Consider the following 20,618-nt stretch of genomic DNA (forward strand, 5'->3'; position numbering starts at 1 on the left):
ACCCCATGCTGTCCAACGAAGTTCTGTGGTTCATTCTGCTGATGGTCAGCTTTGCTCTGATAACTCTGGTTTACAGGCTGTTTGGCAGGGCAGGGCTTTATGTATGGATAGGCATGGCGATAATTCTGGCGAACATTCAGGTAGCCAAGCTGATAGAATTCTTCGGACTGATGACCGCGATGGGTAACATCATCTATGGCTCCACCTTCCTTGCCACCGATATCCTGGCTGAGAAGTACGGCAAGAAATATGCAAGGAAAGGAGTGTTCATAGGCTTTTTCGTGCTGATCGCAACGACGATCATAATGCAGATAACTCTCGCATTCACTCCGGCACCTGAAGACGCTTTAGATCCAGCATTGCAGCAGATATTTGGATTCATGCCTGACGTTACCATTGCAAGCCTCACAGCATACCTGATTTCCCAGCTTCACGATGTCTGGGCTTTCCACTTCTGGAAGGAAAAGACCAAGGGCAGGTTCCTCTGGCTGAGAAACAACGCATCAACGCTCGTCTCACAGCTGATAGACAATGCGACGTTTACTCTGCTTTTCTTCGTGGTGTTCAACCCAGAACTGTTTGCAGAGCTTGGCTGGCAGGGCATCTGGGAGATCTTCATAACTTCATACATCATGAAGTTCGTTGTTGCGCTGATGGACACGCCGTTCATCTATCTGGCGACAAGGATAAAACCGGAAGAGGATTAGTTTTTTAAACCTGTTTTCCAAATTTATTTCATGAATCTGACGTTTCTTGTGTTCCTGATAGGTTTTGTCTATGGGTTTGTAAATCCCGGCAGGGAAAACAAGCTCAGGCTCCTGAGGAATTCACTTGCTGTTGGATTCGTTTTCGGAGTGTTGATAGCTCTGCTGTTCTTTGTGTTTACGCTTCCCGCTGGGTTGTTTGTGCCTTTCATACCCCTCCTTGGAGGGCTGGCGGGTATTGTGGCAGGAGTTTTTATTGCGCTTTACTTTGGACTGGTATTCATCATCGGCACTTTCATTGGAGATGTTCTCGAATCTCTTTTAAAACGCTAATTTTTTAAAGCAAATTTTTTGGCTTAAGGGTATGTTAAAAGATGTCATACTGGATGCACCAGGGAAGAAAGTGTTCCTTCTGGGGAATGAAGCCATTGCAAGAGGGGCAATTGAGGCCGGGATTGACGTTTTTTCTGCCTATCCTGGCACTCCCTCTTCCGAGATAACTGACACCCTGAACGCTGCCTGCAGTTATCTGAGGGACAGAATGGAATACAGGATGGAGTATGCGGTAAATGAGAAGGTAGCTTTCGAGGTTGCGATAGGGGCATCGCTCGCTGGTAAAAGGGGTATGACCGCGATGAAGCATGTCGGATTGAATGTTGCTGCTGATCCTCTTTTCAGCTTCGCTTATGTTGGAGCGAGGGGTGGCTTCGTATGTGTTTCTGCGGATGATCCCTCAATGCACTCCAGTCAGAATGAGCAGGACAACAGGTGGTACGGGATAGCCGCGAAGGTGCCGGTGGTTGAGCCTTCCAGCGTGAACGAGGCAAAGGAGATCACAAAGGATGCGTTTGAGCTTTCAGAGAAATTCTCGTTGCCGTTCATATTGAGGAGCTACACGAGACTGAGTCATTCAAGTGGTGTCGTCGAACTTGGCGAAATTCCGTACAAAAAAATCGAGAAGGTTGAATGGGAGAGACATCCAGAGACTGATGTTGTTTTGCCAGCTCACGCAAGAAGACTCAAGCCCAAGCTTCAGGAGAAAATGAAAAAGCTTGAAGATTACTTTAATGGCTGGAAATATAACTGGGTTGATGAAGGGGACGGCAAAAAGGGTCTGATTGCCTGCGGAATGAGCTACAATTATGCGAAAGAAGCAATGGAATATCTTGGTTTGGAGTATCCCGTTCTTAAGCTCTCCTCGATGAACCCTCTTCCGAGGAAACTCATCACTGACTTCCTTGCGAACCTCGATGAGGTGCTGGTGGTTGAGGAGGTTGACCCGGTCGTTGAGATGCAGGTAAGGGTGATGGCTGCAGAGTTTGGTGTCAGGGTTCACGGGAAGATGGATGGCTATCTGCCTGAAAACTACGAATACAACGTTTCAGTTGTTCAGGAAGGGATTGCAAGACTTGCAGGAAAGGATTTTGATTATTCCCGTTATCTGTCCGCTGCAACTGAGCTTGTTAAGATCGCCCCGCCAAGACCTCCGGTTTTGTGTCCGGGTTGCCCCCATACTGCAGTCTTCTACGCAATACGGAAGGTTGTGAACGAAACTGGCAGGGCTGCCCTTCCGAGTGATATCGGCTGTTATACTCTCGGTATAAACAAGCCTCTTGAGGGTGTGGACATCACAATCTGTATGGGAGCAAGCGCTGGATCATCCAACGGATTGAGTTATGTGCTTTCTAACCCGATAATCGCAACCATAGGCGATTCCACCTTCTTCCACACTGGCATTCCACCCCTGATAAATGCTGTGTACAACGGAAATAAATTCGTGCTTGTTGTTCTTGACAACTCGACGACAGGGATGACTGGCCACCAGCCCCATCCGGGGGTTGATGTTAAGGGTTGTGGTGAGAAAGCAGATTCCATCAGGATTGAGGACGTTTGCAGAGCTTTGGGAGTTAAGTTTGTTGAGGTGGTGCATTCATATAACCTGAGGGCAGTTGAAGATTCCCTGAAACGGGCGCTGAATCATGACGGTGTTGCAGTTATTGTTGCAAAACAGCCGTGCGCAATTTTATGGACGAGAGAGAGGAAAAGAAAGGGAATCAAAATAAGATCGTTTGAGATAACCGATGATTGCAGGGAATGCATGAAATGCGTTAATGAATTCACCTGCCCGGCAATATACATCCAGGAAGGAAAGCCGGAAATTGATCCTGCACTGTGTGTGGGTTGTGGAGTCTGTGCGTCGGTCTGTCCGTACAGGGCGGTAAGGGCAGCGAGGTGAGATGATGAGGGTAAACATTCTCATAGTCGGGGTTGGCGGTCAGGGCGTTCTGACGACATCCGGTATTCTGGCAAGAGCTGCGATGGAAGAAGGATTGAATGTAGTTTCTGCAGAGACGCATGGAATGGCTCAGAGAGGAGGGAGTGTGGAGGTACATCTCAGGATAGGGGATGTGAAGGCACCCCTGATACCTTACGGCGGGGCAGATTACATAGCTGCGCTTGAGCCGGTTGAAATACTGAGGTACGGGCATTACATGGGTGAAAATACTGTTGCCGTTGTCAACACCCGACCAATCTCTCCACCGAGCGTCTCCACTGGCGTTGCGAGATATCCTGAGCTTGAAGAGATAACTGAGAGAGTCAGACTCTATCTCGGTGAGCTGCATACAGTAAACGCATCCGAAATTGCTGAAAGGCTTGCGGGAACCATTCAGGCAACGAATGTTGTTATGGCCGGAATTCTAATCGGACTGGGTATGCCTGTGAAACTAAATTCGGTTGAAAAAGCACTGGGAGAGGTGCTGCCAGAAAAAATGGTTGAGGCAAATATCAAAGCTTTGAGGGAAGGGTTTCAGCTTGGTGAAAAACTCAGGAAATGAATTTTTCCTTCAGTTTTTCCACCTTGTCATAGATTTTTTCCTCGTCCACGGTCAGTATCACCCTGTCCTCCATAACGATTTCGCCGTCGACGATCAGGTGCTGGACCTCCTCGCCGCTCGCAGAGTAAACCAGGCCGTAGGTGGGACTGTACAGCGGATACAGGTGCTGGGACTTCGAAAGGATGGCGATGTCGGCAAGGTACCCCTCTTCAAGCCTTCCTCCCAAAATTCCATAGGCCCGGTAACCGTTTTCGGTGGCCATTTTGAGAACGTCCTCTGCCCTGACCGCATCTGCCCTCATGTACTTTATTTTCTGGGAGAGGGATGCGAACTTCATCTCCTGAAAGAAGTTGTAGGAGTTGTTGCTCGCTGCCCCATCCGTGCCGAGGGCAACGGTGATACCCATTTTGAGCATGTCCCTCACCCTCGCAATTCCCGAGGATAACTTCATGTTGCTTACCGGGCTGTGAACCACACTCACACCCCTATTTTTCAGAATCTCAAGCTCCTCATCATCGAGCCACACTCCGTGGGCTATGACCACGTTACTGTCCAGAAATCCAATTTCGTCGAGCAATCTGACCGGAGTAGTCCCGTACTGCTTCTTTATCTCCTCAACCTCCCACTGTGTCTCTGAAACGTGTATGTGTATCATGGTTTCCAGCGTGTCTGCCCTTTCCTTCACCGTTTTCAGAAATTCGGGCGTGCATGTGTAGGGTGCGTGGGGACCGTAAATCGCCTTGATCCTGCCATCGAACGCTCCGTCCCAGTCTGATATGAACCTCTCACCAATGTCGAGTTCTCTTTTCGCCTTCTCCTCATCTCCCCTGTCTGCCATTCCGTAACAAAGCACCGCCCTGACGCCCGCCTCTCCAGCCGCTTTTGCAACCTCGTCCATGTGGATGTAGAGGTCGCTGAATCCAGCTATTCCGCTTTTTATCATCTCAACTATCGCAAGCATCGTACCCCAGTAGATGTCTTCTGGAGTGAGAAGCCGCTCAAGCCTCCAGACATTTTTCAGCCAGACGTTAAGCTCCATGTCCTCTGCTATTCCCCTCAGCAGGGTCATGGCCGCATGAGTGTGGGCGTTGAAAAATGCAGGAATGATTATGTTCTCTCTCGCATCAAATTCAATTTCTCCTTTCAGCACTTCCTTAGCTATTCTCGCTATTTTATTCTCTTCTATCCCTATTGAGGCTCTGGTGAATTCCCCATTGATGAAGCAGAGTCCGTTGTTTATCGCGATAGAGTACATGCACATTTCTGGCACTCGAGGATACATTAATTTTTGGAATTGTAAAAGCTCAGTGAATGCTCGCATTTGCAGCAGATTTCAGAAACAAGAAAGGTTAATTAACTTTGTAAAACCTCCTCAATTCATGAGAAAAACCAAGTATATCCTGGCAGCGATCCTTGTCCTCTTTGCTCTCGCCGTATCAGTTGTTCCAGGATGCGTTCAGAAGGATGATAGAGTTCTTAAAAGGGTCTCTGTGGATGAGGCTTACAGATTGATTCAGGAGAACAGAGACAATCCTGAATTCATAATTATAGATGTTCGAACCCCGCAGGAGTATTCTCAGATGCACATAGATGGGGCGATCAACATCGATTTTTACTCTCCCAAGTTCAGGGACGAACTCAACGGACTTGATAAATCAAAAACATATCTGATTTACTGCAGAACCGGGCACAGATCAGGTGAGGCGCTGAAAATAATGGATGAGCTGGGTTTTGAGCACGTCTACGAAATGGAGGGCGGGATTATGCAGTGGATGGCCAAGGGATATCCTGTGATAAAATAAAAAATTGAGTTGTTTCTTACCTTATTTTGTGTAAAACTCTCTGTATTTTTCTCTGAGAGTCCTTTTACTCGCTTTACCCACACTGGTTTTCGGTATTTCATCCACAAACAGTATCTCGTCTGGCAGCTGCCATTTTGCAAACCTCTGGCTTAAATGCTCCAGCAGCTCTTCCCTGCTGACCTTTCCCCTGTATTCCTCTTTCAGGACGACAAATGCAAGCGGCCTTTCCTCCCATCTTGGATGCGGTATGCCCACAACACACGCCTCAAAAACGGCTGGATGGGCAACAAGGAAGTTTTCGAGGTCCACACTGCTTATCCACTCTCCACCGCTTTTGATCAGGTCCTTAAATCTGTCCACTATCTTTATGTATCCATATTCATCTATCGTGGCGGCATCTCCGCTCTTCCACCACTTCAGAAAGCCATCCTCTGCGAACGAATCGAACGTTCTCGGGTCTTTGTAGTACTCGCCCGTTATCCAGTGTCCCCTGATGTACAGCTCCCCTATGCTTTTTCCATCCCACGGGAGGAAGTTTCCGTTTTCGTCTGCTATGGCCACCTCGACACCGAAAACGGGGATACCCTGTTTCCTCTTCATGTCCCAGAGTTCGTCCTCGCTCATCTCTTCCAGACCAGGCTTTATGAAATTGTAGCATACGAGAGGTGATGTCTCCGTTGCACCGTATGCGTGAATGACTTCTATTCCGTATTTGAGCAGACCCTTCATCATGGCCAGTGGCGGCTCTGTTGCGCCGCTCCAGGCTCTCAGGTTGAATCTGGGAGGGTCCTCGAGGCTGTCCAGGTATTTCAGCATTGGCAGAAAGATGGCGGGTGCTCCGGCCGTGACCGTTACCCCTTCATTCTGCATGAGTTCCAGAACCGGGCCGAGAGCGTCCACCGCATATCTCCCCGGGAAAACGAGCTTTGCTCCCGCTATTGTGGCAGGATAGAACAGCCCCCACCCGTTTGCATGGAACATGGGCACGAGCTGCATGTAAACGTCATCCGGTCTCAGACCGAGAGCGTGTATTTCTGCGAGGGAGTGCAGAATCATTGCTCTGTTGGAATAATAAACTCCCTTCGGATTTCCAGTCGTTCCGGATGTGTAGCAGGCTGTCGCTGCAGAATGCTCATCCACAACCGGAAACTCATAATTTTCGTCTCCATTTTTCACAAGCTCCTCATAGCTGTAAACGTTCTCGAGTTTCGTCTCAGGCAGATCACCGTCAGCCATTATGATGTACTTCTCGGCTTTGATGTGGGGAGCTATGCCCTCGGCAAGCTTGATCAGGGTTTCATCCACGAAAATTACCTTTGCTCCGCTGTGGTTTGCAACATAAACTATCTCTTTTGGATGGAGCCTGAGGTTCATCTCCAGCAAAACAGCCCCCATTCCGGGAATTGCAAAGAACAGCTCGTAGAATCTGTGGGTGTTCCAGCTCAGCACACCCACTCTATCTCCCGGATTTATTCCAAGTTTTTCGAGAGAATCTGCAAGCTTTCTGACCCTTCTGTAAGCCTCACCGTAGCTGTATCTGAACACTTCTCCGTTGTGGAGCCTTGACGCTATCTCTCGGTCTCCAAAATACTTTGCCGCATGCTTCAGCACGTTTATCACGTTCAGCTGGTATTCTTCCATTGTTGTTGCGGGAAATCCCTTAACGAATCTCATCTGCGCACCTCCATTTTTAACAATTAATCTTGAAAAATAGGTGGGATAAATATGTTACCATTCTGGTTCGCCATTTTCATTACAGCTTTCCTGCCAGGGATCTCGATATTATCAGCCTCTGGATTTCGCTCGTCCCCTCATAAATCGTCCCAACCCTCGCGTCTCTGTAATAGCGTTCCACATCATACTCCTTGCTGAAACCGTATCCTCCAAAGATCTGCACAGCCTCGTAGGTGACCTTTATCGCAACCTCACTTGCAAATAACTTCGCTGCAGAGCTTAAAGCCGGATCAGCCTTGCCGTTATCAACAAGCCATGCCGCTTTGAAGACGAGAAGCTTTGCAGCCTCTATGTCCTTGTACATATCCGCAAGCTTGAATGCTATTGCCTGATGCTCTATCAGGGGTTTTCCAAAGCTCTTCCTTTCCTTCGCATACTGCAATGCTCTTTCGTATGCTCCGATTGCCATTCCGAGGTGTATTGCTCCGACCATTATCCTGCTTTCGTTAAAGAACCTCATAAGCTGGTAGAATCCGTAGTTTTCCATGCCAACCAGATTTTTTTCAGGTATGAATACGTTTTTCAGGCTTATTTCAGCAGTATCGTGGCAGCTAAGTCCCATCTTTTTTATGGGTCTCGTCTCGTATCCTTCCGCTGAAGTTTCGACAACAAATGCCGATATTCCTCTGTAACCCTCTCCAGAGGTTCTTGCAAGCAGGATTATCCAGTCAGAGATGCTTCCGTTTGTTATGAACACCTTGTTACCGTTTATTGTCCATCCACCCTCTGTTCTCTCCGCCCTTGTTTTAATCTTGGCCGCATCACTTCCAGCATCAGGTTCAGTTATGGCTATCCCTGACGTGCTCTTCCCTTTCGGGACCTTCGTGAGATAGTTCTCCTTCTGTTCCTCACTCCCGAAATACTTGAGCATCGGACATCCAAGGGTTGATGAGGCTATGGCACTGCCCGCATTGCTGTCAGCTCTTGCAAGCTCTATGCAGATGATCACGTTTGAGGTGTAGTCAAGCCCCTGTCCGCCGTACTCCTCTGGCAGGTCAATACCGATGAACCCGAGTTTTGCAGCTTTCCTGAAAAGATGGAATGGGTATTTGCCTTTCTCGTCCAGTTCTCTTCCGTAGGGCATAATTTCCTTTTCAGCAAACTCTCTCACCGCCTGCTGAATCATTCTGTGGTCTTCGCTCAATTCAAAGTTCATCACTTCCCCCTCCATACGGGTTTCCTCTTCTCTGCGAAAGATTTCATCCCTTCTTTGAAGTCTTCTGTTGCTGAGAGTACTATCAGCTCTCTGACAGCGCTCTCGAGTGAATTCCTGCAGATCTGGAAAACAGCGTTCTTTATTTTCTTTACAGCCTTGAGCGACAGCGGTGCAACCTCGGAGATACTCTCTGCCAGCTCGATTCCTGCAATCTCAAGCTGGTCGTCATCAACAACAATGTCCACCAGACCGAGCCTGAAAGCCTCCTCAGCATCAAATTCTTCACCGGTGATGCAGTACCTGGTAATTCCCCTGTTCATGAAGAACCCCACTGAGGATGCTATTGGGGGGAAGGCACCTATGAGGCCTTCAGGAAGGGCAAACCTTGCTTTCCTGCCGGAGATAACGACGTCCATGAGGAGGTTCAGCTCCATCCCCCCTCCAAAGGCGAGACCGTTGACAAGAGATATCACCGGCTTCTCGTATTCCACGAGGGTGTAAATGAGCGGTCCAGCAACTTTTTCAAAAAACTCCTGGCCATCGACGATGCCCTCCCAGGATTTCATCACTGCAATATCGTCTCCAGCTGAGAAAGCTCTCCCCTCTCCGGTGATCAGGACGGCTTTAACTTCTCTGTCTCTCTCAGCGTGAATCAGGGCGTCCCTGATTCCGGTCCACATTTCCTCATTCAGAGCGTTGAGCTTCTCAACCCTCTTCATTCTGATGATTGCGTACGTGTCTCTCTTCTCGTATTCAACAGGGCCGAAAGTCTTTCTCTCATGGCTCCACCTGAAGAACCCTTCTCCCGATTTCTTTCCTGTTTTGTTCTCTGCAATCATCTCCTCGAGCAGCGGATCCGGGGTAATTGAAAACTTCTTCAGAACCTCGGCAACTCTGTCTATCCCGTATATGTCTGCTATTTCGAGTATCCCCTTTCTGTACCCCATTCCAAGCTTCATGGCCTTCTCGACATCTTCTTTACTCGCAACCCCGTTTCTTATAATCCAGCAGGCCTCGTTTACTGCTGGAGCTATAATCATGAGAGGATTCACGTCGTATGCCCTGCTCTTTGGTATCTCAGCCCTTCCATAGAACCCTGAATATTTGTAGAATCCCTCTCCGGTTTTCATTCCGAGTCTGTTCTCCGAGACCATTTTTTCGAGAATACCAGGAATCGTGGTGTCAAATCCTCTGTTTGAAAGCTCTCTCAAAACGTTGTAAAGCACGTCCACACCGCTGAAATCAATCACCTCAAATATGCCCATCGGCATGCCTAGCCTGTATTTGACACACGCATCTATCTGTTCGGCAGTATATCCGGACTCAAGGAGCCTTACGGCCTGAGTGAACACTCTTGCGTTTATTCTGTTAACCAGGAACCCGGGGACATCTTTCACAACAACAAAGTCCATTCCTATAGATTTGGAGAATTTTCTGGCGAATTCAACGGTTTCATCGGAGCTTTCATCACCCCTTACTATTTCAATCAACCTTATGAGCGTTGGTGGGTTGAAGAAGTGAAGGCCAATAACCCTATCGGGCCTTTTCGTTGCTGAGGCTATCTCTCCGATCGGGATTGTGGACGTGTTTGTTGCAAGAATTACCTCATCCCTGCAGTTTTCATCGAGGGTGCTGAATATCTTCTTCTTTATGTCTGTCCTCTCAACAACCGCCTCTATGGCCAGGTCTGCTTCTTTTGCAGATTCTGCAAGATTGGTAGAGGTCTGTATCCTGCTCATAACATCATTTGCATTGATTTTTGCCTTCTTTTCCAGTTTCTTCAGGCTCCATTCTATTTTTTCAGTTGCCTTCTGAAGTGCTTTCTCGCTCACATCTACAAGAATGACCCTGTAGCCTGAAATCGCACACACCTCTGCTATTCCGTGCCCCATCGTCCCCGCTCCAACCACAAGAACGGTTTTAACACCATCTATCATGATGTAATGTTTGCCTGCAGAACTATTTAATCGTTTCGGGTATCATGCAAAAATATAAAATATTAGTTCTGATAAACTGAATTATAATGGAGAATGAAATCTGCAAATCGGAAATTGAGGATCCTATCAACAGAAGAATTCTTGAAGGTTTGCTGAGGAACCAGACGCTGGATGAAATCGCTGAAGAGCTTAATGTGGCTGTGAGAACAGTTCAGAACAGGATCAAACAGCTTGAAAAGAGGGGCTGCATAGTCGAGAAGAAAAAGGGCGTGTGGGAGGTGAATTACAGAAAGATTGGGCTTGACACAATTGCTGTGGTTCTTCTCTCTGTTAAAAATTCAAGGGAGGACCTGGTCAAGCTGATTGAGCATCTGAAGCGCCTGGATTATGTGGAGAATGTGTTCGAGATCATTGGCGGAGAGTTCGACCTGTGTGTGATCGTCAGATTCAGGGGACTTGAGGAAGCGATGAAAGAAAACGATCTGTTTATAAGGTGGATGAACAGAAATGGAATTCTCGTTGATGACTTTAAAGCATACATCAGCGGTAAAACTCACAAGGATCACAGGAGAAGTATTATCTGAGGAGGTGATTGTGTGAAATACATTCCTGAGCACGAAGCAAAGGAAATTCTGGAAAATTATGGTATTAAAAGCTCGAAAACGGTTTTTTGTGTGAGTGAGGATGAGGCGGTCAGGGCAGCAAGGCAAATTGGATTTCCCGTCGTGATGAAGGTCGCCTCCAGAAAAATCGTTCACAAAAGCGATGCTGGAGGGGTCATTCTTGGAATTGATAGCGAGGAGGCAGTGAGGGAGGCGTTCAGAAAGCTTATGTCCATTGACGGAGCGGAGGGAGTAACAGTCCAGGAGACTCTGAGTGGGATCGAGTTTATTGTTGGTGGCGGGGAGAATGAGCATTTTGGAAGTTATGTGATGTTCGGACTTGGAGGGATTTTTGCAGAGGTTTTGAGGGATGTCTCCTACCGGCTTGCACCACTGAGCAGAAAAGATGCGGAGGAGATGATCAGGGAGATAAGAGGATACAGGGTGCTTGAGGGATACAGGGGTTTCAGGGCGGATGTGGACTCAATTGCCGAGCTTCTTGTGAACGTGAGCAGACTCGTGGAGGATGAAGAAATCCTTGAGCTTGACCTGAATCCGGTCTTTGCCAGTGAAAGTGGTTGTTATGTGGCAGATGCGAGAATGGTCGTCGGGAAGAGGGGAGACTTTTCATACTCTCTTGAGGACATAGGCTTCCTTTTCAATCCGGAAAGCGTAGCAGTTATCGGCGCATCGAGGCACGTGGGAAAGCCGGGATACAACATTTTGTGGAACATGAAACAGCACGGATTCCGCGGAAAGATCTATCCCGTGAACCCAAACGCAAAGGAGATTCTTGGCTTTAAGTGCTACCCCTCGGTGCTTGATATCCCCGATAATGTGGATGTTGCCATAATCGGTGTTCCCGCGAGAATAGTTCCCAGGATAATGCGGGAATGCGCTGAAAAGGGAATTAAGGGTGTGGTGATCGTAAGCTCGGGATTCAGCGAGGAGAGTGAGGAGGGAAGGGAGCTTGAGAGAGAAGTCCTCGAGATTGCGAGAAGTGCCGGAATAAGAATCTTCGGTCCAAACACAACCGGAGTCCTCAACACGGACAACGGGTTCATAACGACGTTTGCTCTTCTTCCCGTGGTCAGAGCTGGAAGGATTGGAGTTATTGCCCAGACAGGACTTTTCCTCGGGGTAATGATGGAAATGGTCGTCTCCAACCATCCCAGCATAGGCTTCAGCAAGGTCATCGGCATGGGGAACAAGGCAGACGTTGAGGACTACGAGGTTCTGAATTACCTTCTCTCCGATGAGAAAACGGACGTTGTCGGAATGTACATAGAGGGTTTGAGGAACGGAAGGGCTTTTTTTGATGTTGCAAGGAATGCAGACAAGCCGGTGGTGGTTTTCAAGAGCGGAAGGACTGAGTACGGGAAAAAAGCCGCTCTCAGCCATACAGCATCCATGACAGGAGATGATGATATCTTCAATGCCGCTGTAAAGCAGGCAAATATGGTTAGAGTATACAGCTTCGACGAACTATTCAACGTTTCTAAAGCACTGTCCCTGCAGCCCCTGCCGAAGGGTAAAAACGTGGCTGTCGTACATTACACCGGCTCTGGATGCGTCCAGGCTGCTGATACCGTGTATCTGAACAACCTGAATCTCGCAAAGCTTGGGGAGAAGACTGTCAGAAAGATAAGGCGGGTAACCCCTGAGTGGCATCAGGTGAACAACCCTGTCGACATCTGGCCCATGGTCGAGTACCATGGCTCTCACAACGCATACAATACTGTGATTGAGGCTCTGATGACTGATCAGAATGTCGACTCGCTGATCGTTGCAATATTTGCCAGCGGGTTTGGCGGTCTTGGAGAGAACTACAGGCCCGACTTCAAGTGGATAAAGTCCTACGGGAAGCCGGTTTACTTTGTTATCGAAGGCAGAAGAGACATAGTGTTTGAGCTGAAAAACGAATACGAGATCAACGGAATTCCCGTGTATCCAAACGCCATCACTGCTGTAGAAGTTCTCGGGAAGGTTACACAGTATGCTCTTAGGAGATCATCCCTCCAGTGATTTCTTCATTTCTTTGACATTTTTTATTAATTCAGAGATGGCTTTTGCCAGGTCTCCGTTAAACAGAATCCTGACTGAGCTTTCTTTACTTGTCACTGCAAATTCAACAAGCTCATCGCCCGCTTCACCCCTCACCGAGCTGATCTCAAGCCTGTCCATCTCGCTGCACCACGTAAAGTAGGTTTCAGGGCTGCTGGACTTCAGTTCTATTGATATGAATGGTATGTTCCAGTCATCTCCCCTTTCAAGCTCTTTTGCATAGCTGTGCAGCCTCTCCCTGACTATCAGACATTTCACAGCTTTTCAAGGAATGGGTTTTAAAAAAGGCTTACTGGGTTTTGTGACGGTTTTCATTCCAGGGGTGAGAAAACTTTTATTCTGGACAATTCAACACCTCCAGATGCTGCACTACGTCCTGCTTTTTGCGGGTGTCCTTGCAGTCTCAACAGCCTCCATATTTGCAGTCCTCGCAAATGCTCCCGGAATAGCTGCGAGTTTCTGGAGGTTTCTGATCTCGGGAATTGTGATGGGAACATATTACAGAACGTTTGGCTTCAGAAAAGATGTGCTCAGGTATTCTGCCATTGCCGGGCTTGCTCTTGCTCTCCACATGGTTTCATGGATAGAATCGCTTTTTCGTGCATCTGTTGCTCTCAGCACAGCTATCGTGTGCACACACTCCATATTTTCAGGGATTTTTGCATCGTTTGCGGGAGAGAAGTTCAGATTGCGTGAAGTTGCCGGCATTTTTGTGGCACTGGTGGGAATCTTCCTTCTCAGCGGGGCGGACACGTATGCAGAACCTGCTGGCATAGTTCTTGCCTTCATTGGAGCAATATCCGGCGGACTGTATTTTTCCCTTGCACGATTCTCTCAGTCCGTCAGCTTCCACGATTATGTCGTCTCCACGTACATCATGGCGGCCGTCTTCTCAGGCCTGGCGGCCTTTATTTTAGGAGTAAGTCTAACTGATTATTCGACAGAAACGTTTTCCTATTTTGTTCTCCTGGCGATAATCCCCATGAGTTTCGGACACACGATTCTGAACTACCTCATAAGACGGATGAAGGTTGTCGTTGTAACGGGGAGCGTGCTGGGAGAAGTGGCGGGATCGGCACTGCTGGCGGCTGTTTTTCTTGGCCAGGTGCTAACACCTCTGGCCTATCTGTATCTGCTGATAATACTGGTGGGAATTTACCTCACAATGGGGTAGAAGTTAAAAAATTACATTTCCGGTCCTTTTTATCTGTTCCTGGTTTCTGAGCCATTCGCTTCTCCACTTCATGAAACACTGCTTGCTGCAGAAATTTCTGGGCTTGTTCACGCAGCAGGTTTTGAATGACAGCGGTTTTCCTGTTATCAGTTTCCCGCAGTTATCGCACCGCAATGCCTTTGAGCCCTCAATTTCCATTGGCATGATTGATCTTTTAACAGAGTTTAATTTAAATATCTTTCCAGACCATTTTTCAGGATCAGGGACTCGATTACCTGCATGTGGTAGCCCTTATCGGGATTTTCGAACTGAATCCATATCACCATGTCTTCGTAGCTGAAGAAGTAATGGGTTTCACTACCCTTGTACGTTCTGTATGCCTTTATATCTCCGATTTTAACTATTTCTGGTTCTGAAAAGTACAGGTGGACCTTCTCGGCCATTTTTTCTGTCAGATTTCTGGCTTCTTCTTTGCTGTTAGTCCATGCCACCCAGACCCTTATCTGTCCCTTGCCTTCGAGATCAAGAATTGCAGCGTTTACAATGCTGAAATTGCCGAGATGGATTGATTTTGTCATTCTGATTGCGTCCTCGCCTTTCACGATGTTGACAACCCTGAAATCATTCTGGCTTTGAAGCCCCAAGTACCCATGGGCTGCGATAAAAATGCCGATTATTATAAGCAGCACTCCCAACAGGTATGTTCTGCGCAGTTCGACCATGCGAGGGGTTTGCTTGAATGGCTTAAAAATTCTCCCATGGATTCTGGAATTCAAACTTGACTTTCAGGCATTTTTCTGTTCAGTTTACGGGCTCAATTCTGGATGGCGATGCGAAAGATTTACAAGGTGCGGCGCATAGTATCGGTATGGTTAGCTGGGTCATTGAGGCCGTTGCTCTAGCCGTGACTTTCACAGTAAACCTCCCGTTCGGTTACTGGAGAAGGGTCACGAGAAAGCTCTCTAAGGAGTGGTTTCTGGCTGTCCATTCTCCCGTGCCACTTGTTTTCCTGACAAGACTCTTCGCAGGCGTATCGCTCACCCACGTACCACTTTTTGTTGCGTCCTTTTTCCTCGGGCAGTTTACTGGAGGAAGGCTGAGAGGCGTGCTTGAGCAGAAATACGAAAGGCTGAGCAGGTGTCTGGTGGTCGATCTGGGCAGGATAATGAGGGGTACTTTTTGACTTTTCACCATCTACTAACATCGATGCCGTCCTGTCTATTCTGGCCAAAACTTAATATATCATTAAAAATAATAACCGATTGAATGTATGTCCTGACAATAGATATGCTGCAGTACGACTGTCCGTTCGTAAACACGTCCGATGACCTGGACGTTTTTTACTTCGGGACCTACTGGGATTTTTCACCCTCATCCTTCATCATTCGTGGATACATAATTTCAAAAGATTCTGATGAGCTTCAAAATGCCATTCAGGCACTTCAGACTCAGCCAAAGTTTCACAGACTCGATTTTCTCTCGAAGGAAAGAAACAAAGCCTCTGTGAGAGTTGAAATAGATTACACCGATGCAATGAAGGCCATAAGAAAAAACCGGGGGTACATAGTTGGACCGTTCCACGTAAGAAATGGTAGTGAACTCTGGCAGGTTGGCTTTGACACAAAGGATGATGTTGAAAACGCTTTGAGAGACCTCGAGGAGAACAATCAGTTTGTTATCCGGAATCAGAATCGGATAACTGTTGAGGACTTTTCGAGGATCATAAGCTATTCGTCGGTTCTGGCGGACCTCATGAGGGCGATCGATGAACTGACTCTGACGGAGAAGTCAATCCTCAAAGCTGCAATTCGCCACGGGTTTTACGAAGACCCCCGAAAAATCAACATAACGAAACTTGCCAGGGAATTCGGAATATCCAAGGCAGGAATCTCCAAGAACATAAGGCGGGCCGAAAAGAAGGTTCTATCTCACATAGAAAGGATTATCTCCATCAGGCATGAGTGAAGCGATTTAGCCGGTTTTGTGAACTGTATGGCCAGTTTGCCGGGATTTCAAAGCCCGGTATTCTGTGAACATGTTAACTTCACATTTTAAATCATGTCAATTTTAACTGAACCCTGGAGGTGGTAGAAATCGCTTTGAGGGGTAGGCTTATGGTTTTTAATGGAGCAGTGATGCTGCTGATTCTGGTAGCTGCGTTTGCAAACTCATGGCAGCTCCTTGGATATCTCGTCGGATTGAGTCTGTCACTGTGGCTTGTGATAGGTGCGATGAGGGAGAATGAATTCGGGCCAGCACTGCCACTTGGAATAACGCTGTTCATCTTCTGGGGAATTTGCATTACCCTGATATTCAAATACTGGGCCGAATTCAGAGGTAAGTTTCCGGAGTTCACCATTGCAGGGATGCATCCCGGGTTCTTCGTGCTGTTCCCGCTGATGTGGTTGCTGCTGTTCATTCCGGGAACGCTCAGCTATGCTCTGCTGTTTGACAGGTGGATTCTCAGTGAGGAAACCTGGAACGAGTTTAAGATGAAGGTTAAAGGTTCAGGAGGCGAGGGAAATGAGTGATCCGGTTACAGTTGCCGTTGTTATTGGTTACTTTGTGCTGACATTCGCTATAGGGGTTTATGCTGTTAAGCGGGTGAAGACAGCGGAACACTACTTCGGTGCGAGCAAACTGTTCGGAGCTTTCGTAACGTCCATAGCTGCCTTCGCGTCCATAATGAGTGGTTTTGGTTTCGTTGGCGGGCCGGGGCTTGTTTACGCTCTTGGAGCCACATCTCTCTGGATAACTCTCGCCGCCCCGGTGAGCTTTGGACTCGGGTGGTTCATTATAGGCAAGAGAGTGAGGCTGATAGCTGAAACTCGAACGATTGCAACACTGCCCGACCTTGCAGCGGCAAGGTTCAAGAGCGATGCGGTCAGGGGTTTGCTGGCAATCGGTCTGGTTCTCGGAGTTATAGCATACCTCGGGACACAGGTCATGGCAGGAGGTTATGTTGTTTCCGGCCTCCTTGGCGTTAACCTCGAAACGGCCATCATAATCATCTTCGGAATAACCATGGTCTACACGGCAGTGGCGGGGATGGCAGCCAGCATTCTCACAGACTTCTTCCAGGGATTGATAATGGTCGTTGCGGCCATCGGTGTGCTGATATTTGCCCTGACGATGACCGGCGGGACTGAAGGTCTTTTCACGACGATCGGTCAGAAGGATCCCACCCTGATCGACCCCCTCGGAAGGGGAACCTGGGTCCTCGTTTTGATGTGGTTCTTTGTCTTTGCACTCGGCGGACTTGGCCAGCCGCATCTTGCAACCAAGTTTTATGCCCTGAAAAGTCACAGGGACCTGAAATGGGGGGCGCTGATCAGCGGTGGCAGCTACATGCTCTCCAGCCTTCTCTGGATATTTGTCGGCTATGCTGCTCTCTGGCTTGTGATCGGCGGACAAATTCCGGCTCTTCAGAAACCGGATCAGGCTGCCATAGCATTTCTCGGACAGCTACCAACGTGGATGAGTGCGCTGGTTTACGCCGGTCTTCTTGCAGCGATAATGTCCACGGCAAGCGGCTTCATTGCAATCGGCACGGCAGCAATCGTCCGAGACCTTCCCATGGCTTTTGGAAAGGAGCTTGATATTTCAAAGCAGATGTGGTGGGGAAGGGTTGTAACCGTGCTTCTCTCGGTATTTGCGGTTGTCCTGGGGTATTACGGAAAGTACCTGGTGGCCATACTTGGCGCTTTAGGCTGGGGATACTTCGCCTCTGCAACACTGCCACTTCTGGCAGTTGGCCTGAACTGGAAGAGGGCAACGAGAGAAGGAGCGATAGCGAGTCTTTCGGTGGCGCTTCTGCTGAACATAGGCTTCCTGTTCTACGAGAAGGTCCTCGGAATGAAGCTTCCGTATGCCATGCCAAGCTACGGTGTGAGCATAATTGTGGCACTGCTGGTCATGATTGCTGTGTCTCTCTTCACGAAGGGTGCTGCTGAGGATGACCTCGATCCGGACATCAGGGCCGCAATTGAGGCCTAATTTCTATTTTTTTTCAGGATGGCTGAGCGACCACGCATCCCGGCAAATCTATCTGATGCTGTTACAAGCAGGAACGGAATCATGATGCCGAGAACCACGCCCATCAAATGGCCCAGAATATTCACGACCTTTCCATTTGATGCCAAATTTTCGGGGAACATGGAGCTGAGGAAGAAGAGATAAACCATTGCCAGTCCGAATCCTGCTGCAATTCTCTTTTTCCCCTCTCTGTTTCCAGCATGCCTGGCTGCAATCACGTAAAATGGCAGCATGGCAATGAGCAACAGTCCCGCGGAGAATGCGTTCAGCAGCCCCAGGTATGTTGAGACAAAGTAATACAGTGTGACCAGCATGAGGAACAGGTAAGAATAGGGGATATCAGTCTTATCGATGGAAATCAACAGAGCGCCACCGTATCCGAACATACCAATCACAGCCCCAGCAACATCAGAAAACCCGTAAATGCTTCCACTACCGCCATAACTCTTTACAGCCCACAGAGAATAGACTGAAGAGATGACGGGAACCAGCACGAGAATCAGGGGCAGCGAGAATCTGAAAACCCTTCCGTAACCGAGGTGGCTGTAGAGCAGCAGTGAGGTGAACCCAAATGCCAAATAGTGGGCAAGATTTCCGGCGAGATGTTCCCACTCGTAGTGAACGAAATTCGTGGTGTAAATTGATAAAATGGAGTAATTCTCCGTGTTTAGTGTCAGTACGACTTTGACTCCGTCGGGCAGGTAAAATACTGCCAGACACGCAAGAGCTGGAAGCAGAAGTATAAAAGCGTCAGGAATGATCTCCCTGTACCTCATGGCGATTCATTCTCTCAGATACTGCCCCCCAACAGGCACAAACCTCTTCGGCTTTACCGGCTTATCGTATTTCTTAATGTCTTCAAGCTCTATAGCCATCCAGAGCTTTTTCTTTTCTTTACCTCTGCTTTTCCATCCGGATCTCCACCTTTCCTGGGACTTCAGATACTCTTTGAGCTCCTTCCTCGTCAGAAAAATTCTATCCCCATAAATCTCGAAGAACTTCATCGGATCTTCCTGCAGGAGAATCATTTTGATTTTAGCCTCACCAACAAACCCCGTATCCTCGTGGGATTGATAAAAAACGAACTTCATTCCCGGTTTGAGCTGCTTCCACACGGTTGCAGGTTTAACAAACACGTCCTTACCATCCCTGAAAAAGCGGTCCATGAACCGCTTAGGAATTGGGTAGGTTACGCCCACAATTTTCTCCATGCTCTCACCCCATTTTTATTCCTCAAGGTCTTTATTAAATTTCTCTCTGAAGATGGCTTTGGCCATGTCCGAAAACTCCGGGAATTCGTGGATGAAGATGTGGAAGAGTTCCCTCGCACAGAACTCGCAGCCACCGTCCGCTCTGGCAAGAATTTCGAGAACCTTTTTTGCTTCACCTGTGTTCATGTATTATCCATATCAAGTCAATCTTTCATAACTTTTGGCATAGAGCGTTATTCCTTCTTTCAAACATTCTTTATGAATCCCGTTTTTTTCAGCCTTTAGCAGCTCCTTACTCATAGGCTTTGGCATCTCCTGCCTTCCTTCTTTGCAGCTTCGATCCATAACTCAATGGCAGTCTTGATCTCCCTCAAAGCCTCCTCCTCAGTCTCGCCAAAGGCAGAGCAGCCCGGCAGCTCGGGAACTACAGCGATGTAACCCTCATCCTCCTCGCTGTAGAATATCCCAATCGTATATTCGTGCGTGCTCATACCTTCACTTTGAACCTGCTCGCATTGAGGATGGTTATGCCCACGAGCTTATCATCTCTGAATCTCAGCAGAATACCTTCATCAGTAACTTCAGTATCTGTGGCTTTCTGAAGTCTTTCAAAACTGATATACAGAACATCGGCTTCTCTATCATAATCCACATGGAATCTTCCTGTAGGAAATTCCAGAAGCACTGGTATTGCGTCAACAATCTTTTTCACTTCTTCTGCCATACTGCACCTCTCCTCATCAATTTATCCACTTTCTTAGTTATGAAAGCCGTAATTATATGTACATCGCTTTTCGCGATGGCACGCCGTGCTTCGCACGAGCGAAACCATCGTTCTCAAGTTCCCTGTAATCTGTAACCAGATACTTGCCGTTTTGGATAACTGCTATTCCTATCATTTTGCCACACTCACGATTAGCTCGTAATCCTCCCCTGGAATCTCCCTCATCGCCTTGCCCATCAGGTGCCCGCTCCACTTTTTCTTGTTGGTGATGAACCTCAGCTTTGGAATCAGGGGTTTGAATTCAACAGGCTTATCGAAGATTTTTACCGGTTTGAGCTTGATTCTCAGAGGGAAAGTTTCATTTCCCATGCCTTTTGGAGACTTGAAAATCCTGTTCGAATCTTTGAAAACTTCGGAAACAGCTTCATAAACAGCTACAATTCTCGGTTCTTTGATTTCGTCTTTATTTTTCTCCTGTTTCAGGTAGATGAGCAGCTTATCTCCCGGTTTTACCTTGGCTATGGTGTTTTTGTGCCTCTCAGGAACGCCCCAGATGTTTTTCTGCCTGATAACTTTCCAGTTATCTTCGTTGGTTATGCAGAGCCAGCAGGTCATGTTATCACCATCATATTATTTTC

The 20,618-nt window shown here is 47.9% G+C and carries 25 protein-coding genes; 12 read left to right on the forward strand and 13 right to left on the reverse strand.

Going from position 1 to position 20,618, the window contains the following annotated elements:
- Positions 1–5: 5 nt before the first annotated feature.
- The 4 genes from LPQ35_RS06790 to LPQ35_RS06805 are packed head-to-tail and all read left to right on the forward strand — an operon-like array spanning position 6 to position 3,541.
- Entirely contained in the window at positions 6–707 is a 702-nt protein-coding gene (locus LPQ35_RS06790) for a queuosine precursor transporter (protein ID WP_193808120.1), read from the forward strand.
- Between the two features lie 30 nt (positions 708–737).
- Positions 738–1,037: a hypothetical protein gene (locus LPQ35_RS06795; RefSeq protein WP_193808121.1), complete on the forward strand. Its 300-nt coding sequence runs from the start codon at positions 738–740 to the stop codon at positions 1,035–1,037.
- A 31-nt stretch (positions 1,038–1,068) separates the two neighbouring features.
- Positions 1,069–2,940: an indolepyruvate ferredoxin oxidoreductase subunit alpha gene (gene iorA, locus LPQ35_RS06800; protein ID WP_193808122.1), complete on the forward strand. Its 1,872-nt coding sequence runs from the start codon at positions 1,069–1,071 to the stop codon at positions 2,938–2,940.
- A 4-nt stretch (positions 2,941–2,944) separates the two neighbouring features.
- The gene (locus LPQ35_RS06805) at positions 2,945–3,541 is read left to right on the forward strand and encodes a 2-oxoacid:acceptor oxidoreductase family protein (protein ID WP_193808123.1); all 597 of its coding nucleotides are present in this window, start codon (positions 2,945–2,947) and stop codon (positions 3,539–3,541) included.
- Here the strand turns inward: LPQ35_RS06805 and LPQ35_RS06810 are convergent.
- Positions 3,531–4,796 carry an amidohydrolase family protein gene (locus LPQ35_RS06810; protein ID WP_193808124.1) on the reverse strand — a complete coding sequence of 422 codons (1,266 nt, stop codon included), beginning with the start codon at positions 4,794–4,796 and terminating at the stop codon, positions 3,531–3,533. The two genes, LPQ35_RS06805 and LPQ35_RS06810, sit on opposite strands and share 11 nt — an antisense overlap.
- 124 nt (positions 4,797–4,920) lie before the next feature.
- Here LPQ35_RS06810 and LPQ35_RS06815 point away from each other — a divergent pair, with 124 nt between their 5' ends.
- Complete coding sequence (locus LPQ35_RS06815; RefSeq protein ID WP_193808125.1) at positions 4,921–5,343, forward strand: rhodanese-like domain-containing protein; 423 nt, start codon at positions 4,921–4,923, stop codon at positions 5,341–5,343.
- A gap of 21 nt (positions 5,344–5,364) precedes the next feature.
- Here LPQ35_RS06815 and LPQ35_RS06820 read toward each other — a convergent pair whose 3' ends face one another.
- The 3 genes from LPQ35_RS06820 to LPQ35_RS06830 all read right to left on the reverse strand — a co-directional run bounded on the left by LPQ35_RS06820 (position 5,365) and on the right by LPQ35_RS06830 (position 10,170).
- Positions 5,365–7,017: a long-chain-fatty-acid--CoA ligase gene (locus tag LPQ35_RS06820; protein ID WP_193808126.1), complete on the reverse strand. Its 1,653-nt coding sequence runs from the start codon at positions 7,015–7,017 to the stop codon at positions 5,365–5,367.
- A gap of 79 nt (positions 7,018–7,096) precedes the next feature.
- Entirely contained in the window at positions 7,097–8,233 is a 1,137-nt protein-coding gene (locus LPQ35_RS06825) for an acyl-CoA dehydrogenase family protein (protein ID WP_193808127.1), read from the reverse strand.
- Positions 8,233–10,170, reverse strand: a complete 1,938-nt coding sequence (locus tag LPQ35_RS06830; RefSeq protein WP_193808128.1) for a 3-hydroxyacyl-CoA dehydrogenase NAD-binding domain-containing protein — start codon at positions 10,168–10,170, stop codon at positions 8,233–8,235. The genes LPQ35_RS06825 and LPQ35_RS06830 overlap by 1 nt, the downstream gene beginning before the upstream one ends.
- 86 nt (positions 10,171–10,256) lie before the next feature.
- Here LPQ35_RS06830 and LPQ35_RS06835 point away from each other — a divergent pair, with 86 nt between their 5' ends.
- Both LPQ35_RS06835 and LPQ35_RS06840 read left to right on the forward strand, forming a co-directional pair.
- Entirely contained in the window at positions 10,257–10,754 is a 498-nt protein-coding gene (locus LPQ35_RS06835; RefSeq protein ID WP_193808129.1) for an HTH domain-containing protein, read from the forward strand.
- A gap of 12 nt (positions 10,755–10,766) precedes the next feature.
- Entirely contained in the window at positions 10,767–12,797 is a 2,031-nt protein-coding gene (locus LPQ35_RS06840; protein WP_193808130.1) for an acetate--CoA ligase family protein, read from the forward strand.
- Here LPQ35_RS06840 and LPQ35_RS06845 read toward each other — a convergent pair.
- The gene (locus LPQ35_RS06845; RefSeq protein ID WP_193808131.1) at positions 12,783–13,094 is read right to left on the reverse strand and encodes a hypothetical protein; all 312 of its coding nucleotides are present in this window, start codon (positions 13,092–13,094) and stop codon (positions 12,783–12,785) included. The genes LPQ35_RS06840 and LPQ35_RS06845 overlap by 15 nt on opposite strands.
- Before the next feature lie 103 nt (positions 13,095–13,197).
- Between LPQ35_RS06845 and LPQ35_RS06850 the strand changes: the two genes are divergently transcribed.
- Entirely contained in the window at positions 13,198–14,010 is an 813-nt protein-coding gene (locus LPQ35_RS06850; RefSeq protein ID WP_193808132.1) for an EamA family transporter, read from the forward strand.
- Between the two features lie 3 nt (positions 14,011–14,013).
- Here LPQ35_RS06850 and LPQ35_RS06855 read toward each other — a convergent pair whose 3' ends face one another.
- Positions 14,014–14,214 (reverse strand): hypothetical protein, encoded by a 201-nt coding sequence (locus LPQ35_RS06855; RefSeq protein ID WP_193808133.1) that lies wholly within the window; start codon positions 14,212–14,214, stop codon positions 14,014–14,016.
- 20 nt (positions 14,215–14,234) lie between these two features.
- The gene (locus LPQ35_RS06860; RefSeq protein ID WP_193808134.1) at positions 14,235–14,732 is read right to left on the reverse strand and encodes a hypothetical protein; all 498 of its coding nucleotides are present in this window, start codon (positions 14,730–14,732) and stop codon (positions 14,235–14,237) included.
- A gap of 146 nt (positions 14,733–14,878) precedes the next feature.
- On the opposite strand from LPQ35_RS06860, the gene LPQ35_RS06865 reads away from it, so the two are divergent.
- The 4 genes from LPQ35_RS06865 to LPQ35_RS06880 all read left to right on the forward strand — a co-directional run bounded on the left by LPQ35_RS06865 (position 14,879) and on the right by LPQ35_RS06880 (position 18,006).
- Complete coding sequence (locus LPQ35_RS06865; protein ID WP_193808135.1) at positions 14,879–15,193, forward strand: hypothetical protein; 315 nt, start codon at positions 14,879–14,881, stop codon at positions 15,191–15,193.
- A gap of 83 nt (positions 15,194–15,276) precedes the next feature.
- Positions 15,277–15,975: a helix-turn-helix domain-containing protein gene (locus LPQ35_RS06870; protein ID WP_193808136.1), complete on the forward strand. Its 699-nt coding sequence runs from the start codon at positions 15,277–15,279 to the stop codon at positions 15,973–15,975.
- 149 nt (positions 15,976–16,124) lie between these two features.
- The gene (locus LPQ35_RS06875) at positions 16,125–16,541 is read left to right on the forward strand and encodes a hypothetical protein (RefSeq protein WP_193808137.1); all 417 of its coding nucleotides are present in this window, start codon (positions 16,125–16,127) and stop codon (positions 16,539–16,541) included.
- Positions 16,534–18,006 carry a sodium:solute symporter family transporter gene (locus LPQ35_RS06880; RefSeq protein ID WP_193808138.1) on the forward strand — a complete coding sequence of 491 codons (1,473 nt, stop codon included), beginning with the start codon at positions 16,534–16,536 and terminating at the stop codon, positions 18,004–18,006. Before LPQ35_RS06875 ends, LPQ35_RS06880 begins: the two co-directional genes overlap by 8 nt.
- Here the strand turns inward: LPQ35_RS06880 and LPQ35_RS06885 are convergent.
- The 6 genes from LPQ35_RS06885 to LPQ35_RS06910 form a co-directional block, all read right to left on the reverse strand.
- The gene (locus LPQ35_RS06885) at positions 18,003–18,821 is read right to left on the reverse strand and encodes a hypothetical protein (RefSeq protein ID WP_193808139.1); all 819 of its coding nucleotides are present in this window, start codon (positions 18,819–18,821) and stop codon (positions 18,003–18,005) included. The two genes, LPQ35_RS06880 and LPQ35_RS06885, sit on opposite strands and share 4 nt — an antisense overlap.
- A 6-nt stretch (positions 18,822–18,827) precedes the next feature.
- A complete protein-coding gene (locus LPQ35_RS06890) occupies positions 18,828–19,256 on the reverse strand; it encodes a DUF365 domain-containing protein (RefSeq protein WP_346297596.1) in 429 nt (142 codons plus the stop codon).
- Between the two features lie 15 nt (positions 19,257–19,271).
- On the reverse strand, positions 19,272–19,442 hold the full coding sequence (locus tag LPQ35_RS06895) for a hypothetical protein (protein ID WP_193808141.1): 171 nt from the start codon (positions 19,440–19,442) through the stop codon (positions 19,272–19,274).
- A 110-nt stretch (positions 19,443–19,552) separates the two neighbouring features.
- Entirely contained in the window at positions 19,553–19,747 is a 195-nt protein-coding gene (locus LPQ35_RS06900) for a type II toxin-antitoxin system HicB family antitoxin (RefSeq protein ID WP_346297597.1), read from the reverse strand.
- A complete protein-coding gene (locus LPQ35_RS06905) occupies positions 19,744–19,980 on the reverse strand; it encodes a DUF2283 domain-containing protein (RefSeq protein WP_193808142.1) in 237 nt (78 codons plus the stop codon). Before LPQ35_RS06905 ends, LPQ35_RS06900 begins: the two co-directional genes overlap by 4 nt.
- A 171-nt stretch (positions 19,981–20,151) precedes the next feature.
- Positions 20,152–20,595 carry an EVE domain-containing protein gene (locus tag LPQ35_RS06910; protein ID WP_193808143.1) on the reverse strand — a complete coding sequence of 148 codons (444 nt, stop codon included), beginning with the start codon at positions 20,593–20,595 and terminating at the stop codon, positions 20,152–20,154.
- Positions 20,596–20,618 lie beyond the last annotated feature (23 nt).

Origin of the sequence: Geoglobus acetivorans (genome assembly GCF_039641995.1) — an archaeon.
In the GTDB taxonomy this organism is placed as follows: domain Archaea; phylum Halobacteriota; class Archaeoglobi; order Archaeoglobales; family Archaeoglobaceae; genus Geoglobus; species Geoglobus acetivorans.